This window comes from Paenibacillus ihuae (assembly GCF_001368795.1).
Taxonomy (GTDB): Bacteria; Bacillota; Bacilli; order Paenibacillales; family Paenibacillaceae; genus Paenibacillus_AQ; species Paenibacillus_AQ ihuae.
Map to the genome: position 1 here is coordinate 196973 of NZ_LN831202.1, position 19849 is coordinate 216821.

Consider the following 19849-nt stretch of genomic DNA (forward strand, 5'->3'; position numbering starts at 1 on the left):
GGCTTGTTCCTTCGAGATAATATTCACAAATGATTTCCCCTTCCGCCGGCACGATGATTAATTTTGTTGTAAATCCGTAAGACCCGGAAGTTTACTTTCCCGGCCCGCTCTTACTATTATAGTGGCAGCAGCTGCCGCTATTGTTACAATGACGCTTACAGTTTATTAAGTTTTCCTTGTATATTTAAAGGCTCTTGTTACATTTCTTTAAACAAAATGAGAGATTTCATATCTCCCCAGGGTCTAATCCCGCTGAAAAAGAGGCCCTGCTGCGCCGTAACGGCAGGAGCAGAGCCTCCAATATTCTGTTTCTTATTTCAGTTCGTAAACAACGTTAAGCTGTGTGGAAACTTTAACCTCACCAGGCTCAACAGATGTCCCGCCGGCTGTATCCGCAGCTACTTTACTCATGGCTGCATTCTCCATATAAATGACCGGGTGGTTGCCGTCATCGTTCTGGATAACCGTAACAACCGAGCCTAGGCTGCGCTTAGCTGCTTTAGCAATTGCGGCCGCTTTTGCATCGGCGTTAGCCATCGCTTTCTCAATGACCTGAGCTTCAAATGCCGAAGGATCTTCAATCGCAAACTGTGCATTGCCGATGTTGTTCGCACCCGCTGTGGAAGCAGCATCCAGCAGTGCACCGACTTTTTCCAGATCACGGTAAGCTACCTGCAGGGTGTGCTGTGCGATATAACCTTTCACCTGCTGTCCGTCTTTTTCACTATAGGTATAGTTAGGCTGTACGCTGAATTGTGTGCTCTGGATATCCTTGTCGGCAATACCCCAGGTTGTCTTGAGCAGAGAGGTCAGCTTGGCGATTTTGGCTCCATTAGCCTTTTGCGCATCCTGTGCTGTTGCAGCAGACGAAGTCACACCGATCGACAGATATACGATATCCGGCTTGATGGCCAGCTCGCCCTTGCCTGTTACGCTGACAATATTTCTTTGGATATCCTCGGCCGCGTAAGCCTTTTCAGGACCTTTAAACACTCCGCTGAGCCCCATTCCCCCTACTATTAAACTTCCTGCCAGCAGCACCGCTCCGAATGATTTGCCCCATTTCTTCATGCTTGCTATCCCCTTTCAATTCTTAATAATGTTTGGTACCCTCTAGACGGGCCTGTTTGGTAAAAGTTGCATCTGTTACAGCATTTCCGGAGCTTAATTTTTTAATTATTATTTCCGTAAACCTGTTATCTGGCATACCCGGGCAAATAAAAAAAGCCCCGAAGGGCTTTTTGTCATACGGAATAAGTAAGTCTGGCTAGAAATCTTATTGGTTCTCCAGTTCTTCCTTACTAACAAGACTTGTCAAAGCGGTTACAGCTTGATCCGCATCGGCGCCATCCGCGCTAATATAAATCTCCGTGCCGGAACTGATCGCCAGGCTCATAATGCCCATGATGCTTTTGGCGTTAACCTTTTTATCGTCTTTTTCCACGAAAATCTCCGACGAAAACTTGTTGGCTTCTTGCACGAACAATGCTGCCGGCCGAGCGTGGAGCCCCGTCTTCAACCGTACAACTACCGGGTGCTTTGTCATGAAACGCTTACCCCCTATTTGAGATCTGCCCAAAAATTTCACATTAATTTTATAATATTATATCATTATAACCGCATCCACACTAGAAAAAAAATAATCAGCCTCCGCGGACTTTATCCGCCAGCTCATCAATTTTGCGCAAACGGTGATTTACTCCCGATTTACTGACCGTTCCCTTGAGCATTTCGCCCACTTCCTTGAGATTAATATCCGGATGTGCCAGTCTGATCTCCGCAACCTCACGGAGCTTATCCGGCAGACTCTCCAGACCCACCTCGCGCTGCAGCAGCTTAATGTTCTCAATCTGCCGTACCGCAGCACTGATCGTTTTGTTCAGGTTAGCCGTTTCGCAGTTGACGATCCGGTTCACGGAATTGCGCATATCGCGCATAATCCGCACATCCTCAAACTTGAACAGCGCTTGATGCGCACCGATCAGGCTCAGGAACTCGATGATCTTCTCGCCTTCCTTAATGTATAGAATGAAGCCTTTCTTGCGCTCTATGCAACGGGCGTTCAGGTGAAATTCACCAGCCAGTTCCACCAGTGCTTTGCAGTGCTCTTCATACATGGAAGCGATTTCCAAATGGTAGGAGGAACCCTCGGGATTGTTCACCGATCCGCCGGCCATAAAGGCTCCGCGGAGGTACGCCCGTTTGCAGCAGTTCTTCCCGACGATCTCCTCATCGATCCCGTCGGTAAAGATGAAGCCTTCGGAGACAATCCGCAGGTCCTTCAGGATTTCCTGCACGCGGTTTGGAATTCGGACAATATAGACGTTATTCTTCTTCAAACGCATTTTTTTACGCACGAGCAGCTCGATATGGACCTGGTAATATTTCTTAAGCAAAGAATATACCCGCCTTGCAATCGCGGCGTTCTCCGTCGAGATGTCAAGAACCACCTTTTTGCTCGAAAGCTGCACAGAACCGTTCATCCGGATCAGCGCTGACATCTCTGCCTTCTCGCAGCATGGCTGGCTCTCCACCATCGTCAGCTCTTTTTTGGTAAGGGCCGCAAAAGACAAGGGGCTCACCTCTTTCATGTTCATTAAACCGTGAATCTATCTGGATATCCAGTCCTCTACCAGCTGGTAGATATGATGACTTAGCTTATCTGTATCATGCCTTAAATAGGTCTTGAATAATACCAGCTTATCCGCAATAACCTTGTATCCGTTGCCGTCGAGCGCATCCCGGTCAAGCAGCACGGGACGTGCGCCCTTTTCAGCGTATTTAACCTGCACCTGCTCCGGAATCTCCCCGTCGTTGACAATGACATAATCGAACAAATGCAGGCCGATATGATCATACACGGCTTGAAGGTGGTCGCTTACGGTGTAATTGTCTGTCTCTCCAGGCTGGGTCATCACATTGCAGACAAAGATTTTAATCGCTTTGGACTCTACAACGGCTTCCGCCAGCTTCGGTACGAGCAGATTGGGCAGAATACTCGTATACAAGCTGCCTGGACCGCAAAGAATGGCGTCCGCATTCCGGATCGCCTCCAGCGCCTCCGGCAGCGGTTCCACATCAGCCGGCTCCAAAAAGACGCGTTTGATCCGGCCTCCGGCTTCCGGTATTTTGGACTCTCCGGTAATAATGGTACCATCAGACATTTCAGCGTGCAGCACCACGGCATCACCCGCAGCGGGCAGTACCCGTCCGCGGACGGCGAATACCCGGCTAAGCTCACGGACCGCGGTAACAAAATCACCGGAGATGTCCGTAAGCGCCGCCAGAATCAGATTGCCTAGACTATGCCCGGCCAGTCCTTCTCCAGAGCTGAAGCGGTATCTCATAATCTGCTCCATCAGTGGCTCCACATCCGCCATCGCTGTCAGCACATTGCGGATGTCACCAGGAGGCGGCATCTGCAGCTCGCTCCGCAGAATCCCGGAGCTGCCTCCGTCATCTGCCACAGTCACTATCGCTGTGATATCGAGCGGCTTTTCCTTCAATCCGCGAAGCATGACAGAGAGTCCCGTACCTCCGCCCATAACGACGATACGCGGACGTTTGTCTTGTTCTTCAGCCACAATTGACCCCTTCTCTCGTTAATGCCGATCACGCTCGGAATCCCGATGGCTGACCGCTACCGTTTCCGTCTCACTGACTCCCAGCATTTTGCCCAGGTACTCTGCAATGGCTACTGAACGGTGTTTGCCGCCGGTACAGCCGATGCCGATAATAATCTGGGATTTGCCTTCCTTGCGGTACTGGGGAATCAGGAAGTGAAGCATATCCAGCAGCTTGGTCAGAAAAACTTGCGTTTCAGGCCATTTCATTACATATTCGTAAACATCGCTGTCCTGGCCAGTCTTGGGCCGCAGTTGATCCACATAATGCGGATTAGGCAAAAAGCGAACATCAAACACGAGGTCTGCATCAATCGGAATCCCATACTTGAATCCGAACGAAGTAATGTTAACGGAGAGTGTACTTTTTCCAAGATGAGAAAATCTTGAAACGATCTTCTCCTTAAGCTGCACAGGCTTCATACTGCTTGTGTCCAGACAGAGAGTGGCGGAATTCTTCAGCTCCTCCAGCATTTGGCGCTCCAGGCGGATGCCGTCAAGCGGCATGCCCTTCGGAGCCAGCGGGTGATGCCGCCGGCTTTCCTTGTAGCGCTGCACCAGCACGGAATCGGTGGCGTCCAGAAACAGAATTTCACAGCCGATAGATGACTCGTTCTTGATGTAGGTCAGCGATTCTGACAAAGCCGTAAAAAACTCCCGCCCCCGCAAATCAATTACGAGCGCTACCTTTGCGATCTTCCCCTTCGACTGCTCAATCAGCTCGGCGAACTTCGGAATCAGCACCGGCGGCAGATTATCGACACAGAAGAACCCCAGGTCCTCCAGGCTCTGTACTGCAATGGTTTTGCCTGCACCCGACATGCCCGTAATAATGATCAGGGTGGCACCAGCCGCTCCGGATTGCTCCAATTCGGTCATGAAAGCGTCCCCTCCCTAGAATAGTATATGAATAATTCCAGTCTTTTAAGAACGCAGCAGAAGACCCGCTGCACCAATAATACCCGCATCATTTCCCAGCTCGGCCGGCACAATGGTAACGCCTTTTTGCAGCGGCTCAGGAGCAAGCTTAGCGAATACACGGCGGACCTCATCAAACAGAATGTCGCCAGCCTTGGACACCCCGCCGCCCACGATAAATACTTCCGGATTAAGCACAGCCGCTACTGCAGCCATCGATTTACCCAGGTAGAAGGCAGCACGGTTAACGATGCGCACAGCCACTTCGTCGCCGGCCTTGGCAGCATCAAATACTTCCTTCGCAGCAATCTTCTCCACCATGGATAGCGATGTGCGGTCTCCACGGGATACAGCATCATTAGCCATGCGGATAATGCCAGTAGCAGAGGATACCGTTTCCAGACAGCCCATATTGCCGCAGCCGCACTGGATGGCTTCCAGATCAGGCACAACGGAAATGTGGCCAAGCTCTCCGGCCAGACCGGCGAATCCCTGGTATACCTTGCCGTTAATAATGATTCCGCCGCCGACACCGGTTCCCAGCGTATAGCAGACACAATTCTCGATGCCGCGTCCTGCGCCGCTCCAGGCCTCGCCCAGTGCAGCCACATTGGCATCGTTGTCTATTTTGACAGGCTTGTTAAGGCGTCCTTCCAGAATAGAACGGATCGGCACATCTCTAAATCCTATGTTAGGCGCAAGAATGATGATTCCTTCACGAATATTCGTAAATCCGGCCAGGCCTGCTCCTACACCGGCAAGCTGTTCCCAAGAGTACGGGGATTCTTCCACAATCTGGCGAACATACTTCTCGATATTATCGATAACGGCATCGACGCCATCTGCAGTCCCCGTAGGTCCCTCAAAAGTGTGAAGCAGGGTTCCCTCGGCATTGCAGATTCCAACTTTAATCGTGGTTCCACCTAAATCCACGCCAACGTAGATATGTTCAGACATGTAACAAGCCACCTTTTTCTATGCTAAAATAGTTAATCCTACGTACCCACTATAATAGAAGCCTTCTCTGCGGTCAAGGAATGACGACACACCCGGGTGTATCCTTTGTCCCAAGCACAGAATAATCAAATCCGGACAGGTCTAAGAGAACACTTGCAAGGACCTCCCCAGTCATATTAACGTTGTATGCGCTATCACCAGAATCTATGACTTGTTCATCCGGGCAGGCCCTTAAACCCAAATGAATTCTTCCGGTCTAAAAGCGCACAAAAAAGCGCGATCTGTCTTGCATCGCACCTTTTGCACCTCTGTAAAGTTGTGGCCTTATTCCGACAATATCCGTTTCTGGCCTTCCAGCGCGCGGATCGGGGCAATATTCTGGGTAAATTCCAGTGTGCCCATGTAGCGGCCTGCTTCATCACGGACAGCGAAGTAACGGATATAAATAAACTTATCCTTGATAGCAATCCAGAAATCCTCTGCATCCTTGCGCCCTGCCTTGAAGTCCTCCAGCAGCTTCTCCACCACATGTACGCTTTGCGGCGGATGACAGTTCTGAACCGTACGGCCAATAACGGCCTTGGTCCGGGCGAAAATCCGTTCTTTACCATGTGAAAAATAACGGACAACGTCATTTTCGTCAATGAAGGTTAAATCCACCGGCAGATGGTTAAGCACCGTCTCCAGCTGATGGAGCGACAGCAGTCCTGTTTCAAAACGGATAAAGCCCTGCGGGCTTTCGCCTGCGGATTCTTCCTGCACAGCGGCTCCTTCCGGTTCAGCAGCACGCTCCGGGATCCACTCCTGCTCCGGTGAGGTCAGGCAGAAGCCGATCTCGCCACTTTCCCGGGCGATTTTGACCCATTCGTCTTCGGTCAGCTTATCGAGCGCCATGGGCAGCAAAATATTCTCTTCCTTAAAGATCATCTCGTTTACTTCCTTGATGATTTCTGCTAACTGGGCACCAATCTCTTCCTTATTCCCACTGTATTGGCTGAGCGCCGCCTTGGCTGCTTTGATCATGGCCCGGATGCCGTCATCGACTCCCCACATTACCTTGGTCGGACCGTAAATCCCGTACTTCTCCAGATAAGGAAACAGCAGATTCTCCTTGCGGCTGTAATGCTTGTCGAGATCCAGCAGCAGGCTGAGATCCTCCAGCAGCTTAAAGATGATCTCCTCGCTGTCATTCTTCAGAAACTTGCCGGCATGCAGCTCCAGACGGAAATTCACCAGCCGCTCGATTTCGCGGTTCTCCAGCTTGAAGGTATGCACCGGATGGCCCGGCTGCTCCTCCGGCTGCGAGGAACGGTGAATCTGTTCGATCGAGCCCTTGAAGATGGCCGTATGCACCGAACACAGCCGCTGCACCTCCGCTACCGGAATCCCCTCCTCTGTCATCAGCGAATGCTCCATTGCAGAAATCTCAGCAACCGTCACATCACCCACTGCTTCAGCAAAACGCGCTTTGACTTCCTCTACACTTTTACCGGCGTGCAGCTCTTTAATGATCTCCTTGAGCATCGCCTGGCGGCGGGTCTGTTCCGGTACGTCCACTTCACGGTTATTGATCAGTTCACTCATTGGTATCGCTCCTTATCCGTATTAATTGCTCTATTCAAGAACCTCAAAACCATGGCGTTTAAACGTCTGCCGCACGGTATCCGGGTCCATTCTCCGCAGCTTAATTCCCTTCGACAGGGTCATGAACCGGCCTGCTGTCTGCAGCATCCCCGGCTTCGCAATATCATGAAACCCCAGCTCCACCATAATGTCGGTAACCTCAGGATGCCGGCTTACCAGCTCGAATATGGATTCATCCATTCTCAGCACTTTGTTCATGTGCACCATTCCTTTTTTTAATGAGAATTCTTCTCAACAACAGCTTAGCATAGGCCCTTAGAACGAATAGTGATTGCAATCACTAAGTTTTAAAAAGAAGCGGCTACACCTCCGGACAAGATGACCGGACAAAAAAAAGCCGTCTCCCTCAGCCTTTACAGCCTGGGAGACAGCCTAGTATTTCACCTGTTAGGTGAGCTGGTTCATTGATTCTTGAATGCCGTGGGAAATCCGCATACTGCAGAAGTTCGGACCGCACATCGAGCAGAAATGCGCCGTCTTGGCTCCTTCTGCGGGAAGGGTCGCATCGTGATACTCCAGGGCCCGCTCCGGATCCAGCGCCAGATGGAACTGGTCGCGCCAGCGGAATTCAAACCGTGCTTTGGACAGCGCATTGTCACGGTCCTGGGCACCCCGATGCCCTTTGGCCAGATCGGCTGCATGGGCAGCGATTTTGTAGGTAATCACGCCTTCACGCACATCATTTTTATCAGGGAGCCCCAGATGCTCTTTGGGAGTCACATAACAGAGCATCGCCGTTCCGAACCAGCCGATCATGGCTGCGCCAATTGCTGAGGTGATATGGTCATAGCCGGGAGCAATATCCGTGGTTAACGGGCCCAGTGTATAAAAAGGGGCTTCCCGACAGATGTCCAGCTGTTTATCCATGTTCTCCTTGATTTTATGCATCGGCACATGACCCGGACCCTCCACCATAACTTGAACATCATGCTTCCAGGCGATTTCCGTAAGCTCCCCCAGCGTTTCCAACTCAGCAAACTGGGCTTCGTCATTGGCATCGGCAATCGAGCCCGGCCGCAATCCGTCGCCCAGCGAAATTGCGATGTCGTAGGTCTTCATAATTTCGCAAATGTCCTCGAAATGTGTATATAAGAAACTCTCCTGATGATGGGCAAGGCACCATGCAGCCATAATGGAGCCGCCCCGGGAGACAATCCCGGTCATTCGTCCGGCCGTAAGCGGAATATAGCGCAGCAGCACTCCGGCATGAATGGTAAAGTAGTCCACACCCTGCTCCGCCTGTTCAATGAGGGTGTCGCGGTAAATCTCCCAGGTCAGATTTTCAGCTTTACCGTTTACCTTTTCAAGTGCCTGGTAAATCGGAACGGTGCCGATCGGTACAGGAGAATTGCGGATAATCCATTCGCGGGTGGCATGAATTTTTTTACCGGTGGAGAGATCCATTATCGTGTCTGCCCCCCAGCGGGTAGCCCATCTCATTTTCTCCACTTCCTCTTCGATGGAGGAGGAAACTGCGGAATTACCGATATTGGCGTTAATCTTCACCAGGAAATTACGGCCGATAATCATGGGCTCACTTTCCGGGTGGTTGAGATTAGCAGGTATGATTGCACGTCCGGCAGCTACTTCATCCCTCACAAATTCAGGACTCATGTTCTCGCGGATCGCAATATATTCCATCTCCGGGGTAATGATTCCCTTCCGCGCATAATGCAGCTGGGTCACATTGGCACCTGGACGCGCCTTTAGAGGCCGCCGCTGCAATCCCGGAAAGCTCTCTGTCACGCAGGCCGCGGCGTTTCCTTTATCCTCATCCTGCGGGGCTGCTCCCTCGTACTCTTCCGAATCCCCGCGTTCTGCAATCCAGGCTAACCGGTGAGGCGGCAGTCCTTTCCGTATATCCGTTTGTTCAAAGTCATCAGTATATAAACCGCTCGTATCGTACGCACGCACTGGCGCATTTTTTTCTTCGCCGGCGCTTCCCCTAGTAGGGGTAAGACTAATCTCACGCATCGGGACTTGGATGTCCGGGCGTGAACCCTCTACATAAACTTTACGGCTTCCCGGAAATCCCGAAAGATTTACGTTTTCCTGCTTCACTGTTCCTGGCATTGTTTCTCCTCCTCAGATTGGTGTGTTCACACGTGGTCTTTGAATAAGAATATGCAGCAAAAAAGCCGCTCCACCTGGAGCGGCTTTATCTGAGAACAGCCAAAGAAGGCTATACGAAATAAAAGTCCGGCTCCACTTTCCTACGCTGGTATGATCCAGATCAGGTTCAAGGGTCCGGAAATTCACTTTTTCCGTCTCAGCCAATTCAGGCTCCCCTAGTGGGCATCTTATTAAATTACATTAAATCTACTCTACCCGGATATGCTCTGTCAACGGCTGAATATAAAGGCGAGGATTCATCCTCATTTATCCAGCGTTTCGCTCCAGTCATGCACCATGGTGCCTTCCAGGAACTTCTCGGCATCCATAGCCGCCATGCATCCGGTTCCGGCTGCGGAGATCGCCTGACGGTAACGGGTATCCTGCACGTCTCCGCATGCAAAGACGCCCGGAATGTTCGTTTCGGTCGTGCCCGGGTTGACGACAATGTACCCGTTAGCATCCGTCGTAATCTGTCCGCCCAGGAATGCCGTGTTCGGTGTGTGCCCGATTGCCACGAACACACCGTCCGCTTCCAGCAGCTCTTCCAGACCTGTCTCATTGTTGCGCACAGTCAGCCCTTTGACTCCCGTATCGCTAACGGTCACTTCCAGCGGTGTACGGTTAAGCGCCCAGGCCACCTTGCTGTTCTCACGCGCCCGGTCCTGCATAATCTTCGAAGCGCGCAGCTCCTCGCGGCGGTGCACCAAAGTTACACTGGAGGCAAAGCGGGTCAGGAAGCTGGCTTCCTCCATCGCGGAGTCTCCGCCGCCGACAACAATAATCTTCTTGCCGCGGAAAAAGAAGCCGTCACAGGTAGCGCATGTGCTGACCCCGCGCCCCACATTCTCCTGCTCGCCGGGAATACCCAGATATCTGGCGGAAGCACCGGTCGAAATAATAACCGACTCTGCCTCCAGTACACCAAGCCCATCCACGGTTACTTTGAAAGGCCGCTGCGAGAAATCCACAGAATCCACCCAGCCGTTCTTGAACTCTGCACCGAAACGTTCAGCCTGCTTGCGCATATTGTCCATCAGATCGGGTCCAAGAATGCCTTCAGGAAAGCCCGGAAAATTCTCCACTTCTGTCGTCGTTGTCAGTTGTCCTCCCGGCTGCAAGCCTTCAATTACGAGCGGGCTAAGGTTGGCGCGTGCCAAATAAATTGCGGCAGTCAGCCCTGCCGGGCCTGTTCCGATTACAATCGTTTTGTACATCACATTGGCCTCCTTACAAGTGGGTGATTATTTACTTCGAAGAAACGGCTGTGTGGGCTTCTATGAAGCAGCCTGATCCGCGTTTCCGGTGAACAATATAAGGATGCAGAATCGTGCATCATTTATACCTGGTTGCTTATTACTTACTTGAGGGCGGCGGTTCATGCCCTTATATCTTCTCTGTGGAAGGGGACAAGTCTCCCGGCTCCGCAATCAGATTCAAGGTGCCGCACGCGCTGTCGATCCGCCGTGCATACCGGCTGACCATCGAGGCAGAGACATCATAACGCTGGGCCACCTCACGGTAAGTCACCGGACGGCTGTGCTGCTTGGATGTTAAGTATTCCAGTGCAGCACACCAGCCTTCTGTGTGGCTGAAGCGGGGCACATCGGGATACAGGCTGCCGATGAACTGCTTCCAGAGATTCTCCGCATCCTTCTTCTGAAGGGCATCGTATCTCCGGTCCATCATGGCCAGCGTATGATCAACAATCCGCTGCCAGTCTTCTTTCCACTCCGGCAGACCCTTATGAGACGGAGCCGGTGCTACCTCCCGCTCTTCCTGGAGAGCCACGTCCTCCTCCGGACCGCTGCCGATCAGCCGCTGCAGGCTAAGCAGCGCTGCCTCCTGCAGCTTATCCTCCTGAAGCGGCTCCTGCTCCAGCAGTTCCCGCAGTACTTCGGACATCTCCTCATCCTCAATCCAGCGGAGCGCCTCAGTGACCTGCAGCTTGGTACCGGAGTCACCGTAGCGCAGCGCCCAGAAGAACGACGCGCGCAGCAGCGGATTGCTCCGGACTTCTGCTGTGAAGCTGCTGGTATTGTCTTTCCATTGTTTAAGCTGCTCCTGAAAAGGCAGCTGGTAGTTATAGCTGACCGGCGACATCGCCCGGTCTTCAGCCAGTGCCTGCTGCAGCTGTGACAGGAAGAATCCCGGCACTGCTGATTCCGGATCGAGCTTAGCGGCCTGCCTCCAGCATCGCAGCGCCTCACCGTAGAGCCCGCTGTTGCTTGCGGCAGCGGCACAGTAATGATAGAGGCTGGCATCTCCGCCCACCTCTTCATCCTTCAGCAGACGGCGGAAATGGCCGTAGGCCGTTTTGTGTCTGCCCAGGATGCCCATCGTTGTAGCCATTTTGAAAACATGCTCCTGATGAAAGGGCACAGTCGCTTCCAGCATCCGCAGCAGAGCGGCAAGCTGGTCCTGATCTCCGGCATACTGCAGAAAAATCGCCATATTGCAAAGAGCGTGCAGGTTACCCGGGTCCTGTTCCAGCACCTCGCCCAGACACTCCTTGGCTTTGACGAAGCGGCCCATATAGAAATAGGCCAACGCCAGGTTGTTGTGTGCTGCAAGAAAATCCGGTGTGTTCTTCACGATCTCTTCGAGCAGTTTGACTGCCTGAGGAAATTTCCCTTCCTCCAGCAGACTCCGGGCACGGTCATGCTCTACGACCCCCTCCCGGCTGCGGATGCGGCTTAGCGGCGCAGGACGGTCAAGCTCATATTGCAGCAGCTCCATCAATTCCTCAGACTCTGCCAGATACTCGCCGGCTGCATCTTCTTGCAGATACGTGACCAGCGAGCGCTCTGCTTCTTCAAAGCTCTCCATATTGGCATAATTGTTAGCCATATAGAAGTGGCATTCCGTCATGGCGGGATCAATCTTTTCCAGCACATGGGTCAAAATATCATTGGATGCTTGATAATTGCCCATCTCAGATAATATACCCGCCATGTTACAGTGATTTACCGGATTGTCCGGCTCATATTCGACGGCTTTGCGAAAATTCTTTAATGCCTTATCATATTGAAAGCGGTCCAGCGACCGTACGGCTCTTTCAAAGAAAAAATTGGCATCCAGAGTAACCGGAATTACATTGCAGGACTCCGTGTCATCTGAAGTTCTCTCAATCATGGAAGCAAGGCACCTCCCTTTATAAGCTTCCTTATCCTCACAAAAATAGGAGAGCAGCGCCTAAGCGGCACCCCGAGCTCCCACCTTAAGCATTCTATCGTTTCCATTTCTGGCCGTAGCTGCCTTCACACAGTATACCACATGTGGCAGGGGGATTCTCAAGCTAAGGGAAGCGGCCCCGCAGGAAAAAAGATGAAGCGGTCAGGATAGCTGCTTCCATACCTCATTTCAGAAAAAAACACGGGAAATTAAATTCCCGCGTCTCTGAATAATTTATCGATTGAACCGCCTTCAATAATAATGCGCGTGGCTTCAGCCAGCATCGGTGCTACCGATAGGACCTTGTACCGGATGGAATGATCGTCCGGCAGTGCAATTGAATCCGTGACGACCACTTCGTCGATATTCTCATGGTCCATGCGGGACAGCGCGTCGCCGGAGAATAGGCCATGTGTTGCACAGACGATGCTGTTCTTGGCTCCACGTTCCTTAAGACCCTCTACCACATTCACAATCGTCGTACCGGTATCAATCAGATCCTCGATAATAACCGGTGTCCGTCCCTCAACATCGCCAATCACATGGGTGATCACCGATTCATTGTGGGCCGGGCGCTTCTTGATCATAATGGCAAACGGCGAGTCAAGCCGGCTGGCGAGCTTCTCGGCCATGGAGGCGCGTCCCGCATCGGGCGAAACGACCACAGGATTGGAGATGCCCTTCACCTTCAGATAGCCGCTGATCAGATCGAGTGCGGTTAGATGATCCACCGGAATATTGAAGAAGCCCTGGATCGCCGCCGCATGCAGGTCGATTGTAATCACACGGGTAGCGCCTGCAGTGGTCAGCACATCGGCAACCATTTTGGCCGAGATCGGCTCGCGCGGTGCGGATTTGCGTTCCTGCCGGGCATAGCCGTAGTAAGGGACAATAATATTCACTGTTCTGGCTGAGGCGCGTTTGGCCGCATCAATCATAACGAGCAGCTCTACGAACAGCTCATTAATAGGATGAGCGAGGGATTGCACCAAAAATACGTCGCAGTTCCGGATGCTCTCTTCATAATGCACATAAATCTCGCCGCTCTTGAAACGGGTCAGCTTAATTTGGCCGAGGGGTGCACCAAGACGCTCCGCAATGTCTGCGGCCAGCTTCGGATTCGACGAACCGGAAAAAATACGCAATTGATGATGCTGCATAGTACCCTCCTGGGGATCATAATTTATAGTTGGAACGGAACGGATGTCCGGCGCCGGCCTTCAAACACCGCCAGCTCACGGAAGCCTGTGCGCCACAACAGGCTGCGGGCCTCCTGCAGCCCGTCTCCCAGCTTGGCCGGGTCATGGGCATCAGAGCCTAGTGTAAGCGGGATAGCTAGAGTATGTGCCTGCTGCAGCACATGCTCCGCCGGAAACATTTCAGCGCATGGCTTGGTCAGCCCGGAAGCATTAAGCTCCATGGCAATTCCGCTGGCAGCTATCGCTTCCAGGGCACTCCGCTCCAGTTCTCTCGCTTCGGCTTTGTCCTCCTGGGTCTGCGGGCCGAACCCGAACCGTTTTATCACATCCATATGTCCTATAATATCATATAATCCCGATAACGCCGACTTCCTTACAGCATCATAATAACGGCGGTATACCTCCATTACATCCTTGCCTTCCCAGCCATGGGTCTGCCGGTGATCCGTGATATCCCATTCCCCCAGAAAATGCACCGAACCGATCAGATAATCCCACGGATAAGGCGACAAAAGCTCGCGGATCTGCTCCTCATAGCCCTCAATATAATCCGCCTCCAGCCCGACCCGCAACTCAATGATCCCGCGGTAGCGTTCCTTCAGTGTCAGGCATTCTTCAACATAACGCGGCAGCTCGGCGAGCGGCATAGCCATCTCTGGATAGTAGCTCTCCGGATCAACATGAATCAGCGGCAGATGATCAGACAATCCGAGCTGCTGGAGCCCGAGCTCTATACCGCGCTGCACATACTCCTCCAACTTCCCAACGGCATGCCCGCAGCGCTCATGATGGGTATGGTAATCTATATGCATGCTGTAAAGGCTCCCTTCTAGTCGCGGCGCGGCCGTTCGTGGCGGGCACTCAGCTCTTCCATAATCTCATCCAGCGGGAGCTTGCGCTCCTGAAGCAGCACGAGCAGGTGATAGATCAGGTCACTGACCTCCAGGCGCAGCTCGGCGTTGTCTTTATTTTTGGCGGCGATAATCGTTTCCGATGCTTCTTCGCCCACCTTCTTCAGAATCTTGTCTACACCTTTATCAAACAGATAGGTTGTATAGGCGCCCTCTGGACGCTCGATTTCCCGCTCGGCAATGACCCGTTCCAGCTCGCCCAATACAGCGAATCGTCCTTCGTCAGCCTGTTCGGCTGCGGTCCGGGCTGGTTCTGTCCCTTGCGCCGCAACTGCCGGGTGGCTAAGCGGGATTTCGCGGTAAAAGCATGTATTCTCCCCTGTATGGCAGGCCGGGCCCTCCGGCAGCACCTTCACAAGCAGGGTATCACTGTCGCAATCATAATAGATAGAAGTAATAGCCTGGGTATTGCCGGAAGTTCCGCCTTTATGCCACAGCTCGCTGCGCGAACGGCTCCAGAACCAGGTCTGGCCGCTCTCCAGCGACAGCCGCAGCGACTCCGGATTCATATAAGCAAACATAAGGACCTCAAGGCTGCGTGCATCCTGTACAACGGCAGGCAGCAGTCCCGATTCATTCCAGCGGATACCTTGGATAATGTCTTCTTGTTCTTGGCTCATCGGATTTCTACCCCTTTAGACTTCAAATCTGCCTTCAGATCATGAATGGCAATCTCTTTATAATGAAAAATCGTAGCCGCCAGTCCGGCATCGGCTTTACCCTCGGTAAATACATCGTAAAAATGGTCAATGTTCCCGGCACCGCCCGAGGCGATTACAGGGATGCTCAGCAAATCACTTACAGCAGCTGTCAGCTTCAAGTCGAAGCCGTCCTTGGTCCCGTCAGCATCCATGCTGGTCAGCAGGATCTCACCGGCACCCATGGTCTCCGCTTCTTTGGCCCAGGCCAGGGCCCGGATCCCCGTCGGCTTACGTCCTCCGTGCGTGTACACTTCCCATTCGCCCCATGCCTCATTATATTTGGCATCCATTGCCACCACAATACACTGGGAGCCGAAGCGGCGCGCGCCTTCCAGAATAAGCTGCGGATTATTGACCGCGGCCGTGTTGATGCCGATTTTATCCGCACCGGCACGCAGAATCCGCTTCATATCATCCACGGTCGATATTCCGCCTCCAACGGTAAAGGGAATCGCGATCTCACCTGCAGTCTGCCGGACCACTTCAACCATAGTAGCCCGCCCTTCCACCGAAGCGGAGATATCCAGAAACACCAGTTCATCGGCACCTTCGCGGTCATACAGCGCCGCCAGCTCCACCGGGTCCCCGGCATCACGCAGATTAACGAAATTCACACCCTTGACTACCCGCCCGTCCTTCACATCAAGACAGGGAATGATGCGTTTGGCTAACATCTAGCAACACCTCCAGAGGCTTTTCAAATTTAAAACCTTTTCATGTGAAAAACTTTTCGATCCCCCTAAATCCCCCTTAGCCAAGGGGGACCCCAAGGGCCCCGGCCCTCTGGACACCCGGAATGGGGCTTAGGAGCAGCAATCGCTGCATGGGTCTACCTGCTTGAGCATGGAGCGCTTTCGTTCCCTACGGGAACACGCTTTACTGCAGCGCTTCATGCTGAACCTTTTTTCTAAATACAAGGTGTCCGGTTGGTTGACTCAACTATTTCTGCCCCAGCGCCGACAGCGCTTCGGTAAGCTTAATATTGCCGGTATACAGCGCCTTGCCGACAATCGCTCCGCCAATACCGCTGCCGCTATGTACGTTAAGCCGCAGCAGATCATCCAGGCTGGTAACCCCGCCGGAGGCGATAACCGTCCGTCCGCTCGCAGCAGCCATCGACAGAATTCCCTCTATATTCGGACCCTGCATCATGCCGTCGCGGGAGATATCTGTATAGATGAACGTCTCAGCACCCTTGGCCGCGAGCTCCTTCGCTAAATCCTCCGCACGCACTTCAGAGGTATTCAGCCAGCCGTGCGTGGCCACATAGCCGTTCCGGGCATCGATGCCAATCGCTACTTTATCGCCGTATTTGGCCAGCACGGCCTCCGTAAAGGCATGGTCATTGATAGCCGCTGTCCCGATAATCACCCGGCTGACGCCAAGGCCCAGCAGCTTCTCCACATCAGCCAGCGTACGCAGTCCGCCGCCGACCTGCACGGGAACACCCGCGTTTTTGGCGATGGCACCGATGATGGCATCATTGACCGGATGTCCGGCCTTCGCACCGTCCAAATCGACGAGATGGATGAACTGGCCACCCTGCTCTTCCCATGATTTAGCCACCTGCACCGGGCTGTCGTTATAAATGGTCTCCTGGGCGTAATCGCCCTGCTGCAGTCTCACACACTTTCCATCCCGGATATCAATCGCCGGATAAACGATAAAAGAAGACATCTGACGCTCCCCGCTTTCCTTACAATATATTTATAGCGGGCTTACGCCCGCTCTCTCTTCAACTGCAAAAAATTGCCCAGCAGCTTCATTCCCAGTTCACCGCTCTTTTCCGGATGAAACTGCATTCCGAACACATTGTCCCGTCCGACCACTGCCGTTACCGGATGCCCGTAATCTGTCACAGCGAGCAAGTCGCTTTCACGCCCCATCTGCACATGATAGGAGTGGACGAAATACACATGTCCCTCAGTAAGATTTGTAAGCAGCGGACTCTGCGGCTGCAGGAAGCTCAGCTTGTTCCAGCCCATATGCGGCACCTTGTATCCGACCCGGGGGGCAAACAGCACGACCGAGCCAGGCAGGATGTCCAGTCCGGTGTGCTCGCCGTACTCCTCACTGCTGCTGAACAGCAGCTGCATGCCCAGGCAGATGCCCAGCAATGGCTGGCCGCCAGCAGCGGCTTCCTTGACTATAACATCGAGACCGCTGCTCCGCAGCTGATCCATTGCATCACCAAACGCGCCGACTCCAGGCAGAATGACACTGTCGGCAGCAAAAATCTCTTCCGGATCGCCCGTCACCAGGCTCTCGTAACCGAGCCGTTCCACCGCTTTACTGACACTATGCAGGTTGCCCATGCCGTAATCGACGATTGCAACGGTCATCCTACAGCACTCCCTTCGTAGAAGGCACACCCTTTACACGCGGATCAATCAGCGTCGCTTCATCCAGCGCCCGGCCGAGCGCCTTGAATACCGTCTCAATCATATGATGGGTATTGGAGCCGTAGTGCACGATCACATGCAGCGTAATCCGCGCCTCCAGCGCGAACTTCCAGAGAAACTCTTGAACCAGCTCCGTGGAGAAGCTCCCCACCTGCTGTGAAGGATACTCAGCCCGGTATTCAAAATGCGGCCGGTTGCTGATGTCGATAACCACCTGAGCCAGCGCCTCATCCATCGGAATGAACACACTCGCATAACGCTTAATGCCCTTTTTGTCGCCCAGCGCCTCACGGAGTGCCTGTCCCAGACAGATTCCGATATCTTCTACGGTGTGGTGATCATCAATATCAATATCCCCGCGCGCCTGCACCGAAAGATCGAATTGGCCGTGCTTCGCGAACAAATCCAGCATATGGTTCAGAAAAGGCACATCCGTCTCCAGCTCAACAACACCGCTGCCATCTACGCCGAGAGACAGGGTAATATCCGTTTCATTGGTTTTGCGGCTCAGACCGGCTTTGCGTTCTGCCAGCTCGTTGTTGTTATTCTCCATCTTCTTCTGCTCCACCCTTCGCTTCGTTCTCCAGTCTGATTTGAATCGCCCGGGCATGGCCCTCAAGGCCCTCACGTCTGGCCAGCTCCATAATCGTCTCCCCGTCGCGCAGGAGCGCTTCCTTGCTGTAATAGATCAGACTTGATTTCTTAATAAAATCATCCACATCGACCGGTGACGAGAAACGTGCCGTGCCGTTGGTCGGTATAATATGATTCGGTCCGGCAAAATAATCGCCGACCGGCTCCGAGCTGTAGGGACCGAGGAAGATGGCTCCGGCATTCTCGATGCTGCCGAGCAGCCCCATCGGATCCTCCGCTACAATCTCCAAATGCTCCGGCGCCAGCCGGTTGACTACGGCGATGCCCTCCTGCAGCGATTCCACGACGATAATCGCGCCGTGGTTCTCTACGGAGGCGCGTGCCACCGCTTCGCGCGGCAGTTCCTGCAGCTGCCGTTCTACTTCGGCAGCCACGGTGTCCGCCAGGCTCTGCGATGGCGTCACCAGGATGGCCGAGGCCATGGTATCATGCTCGGCCTGGGAGAGCAGGTCGGCCGCGATGTAGGCCGGCTCGGCGGTATCGTCGGCGAGCACGACGATCTCGCTCGGTCCGGCGATGCTGTCGATATCGACAGCGCCGTAGACCTCGCGTTTGGCCAGGGCCACGTAGATGTTGCCCGGCCCGCAGATCTTATCGACCGGCGCGATGGATTCCGTGCCGAAGGCGAGTGCGGCGACCGCCTGAGCGCCGCCCACCCGGTAAATCTCGCTCACGCCTGCCTCCGCGGCGGCGACGAGGATGTAGGGATCGATGCCCACCTTGCCGCCGGTAGCCGGCGGGGTGACCATCACGATCTCCGGTACGCCGGCAATCTGCGCCGGGATGACGTTCATCAGCACGGAGGACGGATAAGCCGCCGTGCCGCCGGGAACATAGACGCCCACCCGCTTAAGCGGGCGGATGATCTGTCCGAGGATCGTGCCGTCCGGCTGCAGATCCATCCAGGAGCTGCGCTTCTGACGGGCATGAAATGCCCGGATATTGGCTGCGGCAGCGCGGATCGCAGTGACGAACGAATCCTCCACCCGGCTGTAGGCAGCCTGGAGTTCTTCTTCGGTCACCCGCAGCTCCGACGCTGTAAGCATCGTGCGGTCAAACCGCTCCGTATAACGGAGCAGCGCAGCGTCGCCTTCTGTTTTGATATCAGCTACGATTTGTTTTACCGTTTCATTCTGCTCCGGCGTTCCGTATTCCACTTCCCGCTGCAGCTTGAAATCCTTGCTCGATTGTACCTTCACCGCTGCTTCCCCCTTTTACAACCTCAGCTGCTTATAGCTGTCCTTATTTATCTCAACTGCAATCCCGGCTCGCCGATAACCGCCTGCAGACGGTCGCACAGCTGCTGGATTTCTGCATTCTTCATCCGGTAACTTACACGGTTGGCCACCAGCCGGCTAGTGATCTCAAAGATGCTCTCCATCTCCACCAGACCGTTATCCTTCAGGGTCTGTCCGGTCTCCACCATGTCTACAATACGGTCAGCCAAACCAATCAGCGGTGCAAGCTCTATCGAGCCGTTCAGCTTCACGACCTCCACCTGCTGGCCCTGCTCACGGAAATACCGTGAGGCGACATTCGGATATTTGGTAGCCA

The 19849-nt window shown here is 53.5% G+C and carries 20 protein-coding genes and 1 riboswitch; all 20 genes read right to left on the reverse strand.

The genetic code is table 11. The annotated features are described in order from the left end of the window. Positions 1–312 precede the first annotated feature (312 nt). The gene (locus tag AQR02_RS26615) at positions 313–1071 is read right to left on the reverse strand and encodes an SIMPL domain-containing protein (RefSeq protein WP_054943368.1); all 759 of its coding nucleotides are present in this window, start codon (positions 1069–1071) and stop codon (positions 313–315) included. Between the two features lie 205 nt (positions 1072–1276). Further along, entirely contained in the window at positions 1277–1546 is a 270-nt protein-coding gene (locus AQR02_RS26620) for an HPr family phosphocarrier protein (RefSeq protein WP_019914358.1), read from the reverse strand. 97 nt (positions 1547–1643) lie between these two features. After that, positions 1644–2573, reverse strand: coding sequence for a DNA-binding protein WhiA (gene whiA / locus AQR02_RS26625; RefSeq protein ID WP_054943369.1), 930 nt, complete (start codon positions 2571–2573; stop codon positions 1644–1646). Positions 2574–2609: 36 nt separating this feature from the next. Next, the gene (locus tag AQR02_RS26630; protein WP_167347645.1) at positions 2610–3545 is read right to left on the reverse strand and encodes a gluconeogenesis factor YvcK family protein; all 936 of its coding nucleotides are present in this window, start codon (positions 3543–3545) and stop codon (positions 2610–2612) included. 57 nt (positions 3546–3602) lie between these two features. Then, positions 3603–4502 carry an RNase adapter RapZ gene (gene rapZ / locus AQR02_RS26635; RefSeq protein WP_054943371.1) on the reverse strand — a complete coding sequence of 300 codons (900 nt, stop codon included), beginning with the start codon at positions 4500–4502 and terminating at the stop codon, positions 3603–3605. Between the two features lie 45 nt (positions 4503–4547). After that, positions 4548–5498 (reverse strand): ROK family glucokinase, encoded by a 951-nt coding sequence (locus AQR02_RS26640; RefSeq protein WP_054943372.1) that lies wholly within the window; start codon positions 5496–5498, stop codon positions 4548–4550. Positions 5499–5822: 324 nt separating this feature from the next. Beyond that, positions 5823–7082 (reverse strand): DUF438 domain-containing protein, encoded by a 1260-nt coding sequence (locus AQR02_RS26645; RefSeq protein WP_054943373.1) that lies wholly within the window; start codon positions 7080–7082, stop codon positions 5823–5825. A 30-nt stretch (positions 7083–7112) separates the two neighbouring features. Next, the gene (locus AQR02_RS26650) at positions 7113–7340 is read right to left on the reverse strand and encodes a DUF1858 domain-containing protein (protein ID WP_054943374.1); all 228 of its coding nucleotides are present in this window, start codon (positions 7338–7340) and stop codon (positions 7113–7115) included. 189 nt (positions 7341–7529) lie between these two features. Continuing rightward, a complete protein-coding gene (gene thiC / locus AQR02_RS26655) occupies positions 7530–9215 on the reverse strand; it encodes a phosphomethylpyrimidine synthase ThiC (RefSeq protein WP_054943375.1) in 1686 nt (561 codons plus the stop codon). Positions 9216–9335: 120 nt separating this feature from the next. Beyond that, positions 9336–9442: riboswitch (TPP riboswitch) on the reverse strand. A gap of 75 nt (positions 9443–9517) precedes the next feature. Beyond that, a complete protein-coding gene (gene trxB / locus AQR02_RS26665) occupies positions 9518–10471 on the reverse strand; it encodes a thioredoxin-disulfide reductase (RefSeq protein ID WP_054943377.1) in 954 nt (317 codons plus the stop codon). Between the two features lie 169 nt (positions 10472–10640). After that, positions 10641–12389, reverse strand: coding sequence for a tetratricopeptide repeat protein (locus tag AQR02_RS26670; protein ID WP_054943378.1), 1749 nt, complete (start codon positions 12387–12389; stop codon positions 10641–10643). Positions 12390–12637: 248 nt separating this feature from the next. After that, positions 12638–13588 (reverse strand): ribose-phosphate diphosphokinase, encoded by a 951-nt coding sequence (locus tag AQR02_RS26675; RefSeq protein ID WP_054943379.1) that lies wholly within the window; start codon positions 13586–13588, stop codon positions 12638–12640. A 23-nt stretch (positions 13589–13611) separates the two neighbouring features. Next, positions 13612–14439, reverse strand: a complete 828-nt coding sequence (gene hisJ / locus AQR02_RS26680) for a histidinol-phosphatase HisJ (RefSeq protein ID WP_054943380.1) — start codon at positions 14437–14439, stop codon at positions 13612–13614. Between the two features lie 17 nt (positions 14440–14456). After that, positions 14457–15158: a bifunctional phosphoribosyl-AMP cyclohydrolase/phosphoribosyl-ATP diphosphatase HisIE gene (gene hisIE, locus AQR02_RS26685; RefSeq protein WP_054943381.1), complete on the reverse strand. Its 702-nt coding sequence runs from the start codon at positions 15156–15158 to the stop codon at positions 14457–14459. Further along, positions 15155–15913, reverse strand: coding sequence for an imidazole glycerol phosphate synthase subunit HisF (gene hisF / locus AQR02_RS26690; RefSeq protein ID WP_054943382.1), 759 nt, complete (start codon positions 15911–15913; stop codon positions 15155–15157). Before hisF ends, hisIE begins: the two co-directional genes overlap by 4 nt. A 265-nt stretch (positions 15914–16178) precedes the next feature. Next, entirely contained in the window at positions 16179–16916 is a 738-nt protein-coding gene (gene hisA, locus AQR02_RS26695; protein ID WP_054943383.1) for a 1-(5-phosphoribosyl)-5-[(5-phosphoribosylamino)methylideneamino]imidazole-4-carboxamide isomerase, read from the reverse strand. A gap of 41 nt (positions 16917–16957) precedes the next feature. Next, entirely contained in the window at positions 16958–17581 is a 624-nt protein-coding gene (hisH, locus tag AQR02_RS26700; RefSeq protein ID WP_054943384.1) for an imidazole glycerol phosphate synthase subunit HisH, read from the reverse strand. 1 nt (position 17582) lies between these two features. Next, positions 17583–18194 (reverse strand): imidazoleglycerol-phosphate dehydratase HisB, encoded by a 612-nt coding sequence (gene hisB / locus AQR02_RS26705; protein ID WP_054943385.1) that lies wholly within the window; start codon positions 18192–18194, stop codon positions 17583–17585. Next, positions 18184–19494 carry a histidinol dehydrogenase gene (hisD, locus tag AQR02_RS26710; protein ID WP_054943386.1) on the reverse strand — a complete coding sequence of 437 codons (1311 nt, stop codon included), beginning with the start codon at positions 19492–19494 and terminating at the stop codon, positions 18184–18186. Before hisD ends, hisB begins: the two co-directional genes overlap by 11 nt. A 47-nt stretch (positions 19495–19541) precedes the next feature. After that, on the reverse strand, positions 19542–19849 hold a 308-nt coding region (gene hisG / locus AQR02_RS34975), incomplete at its 5' end, for an ATP phosphoribosyltransferase (RefSeq protein WP_245237758.1).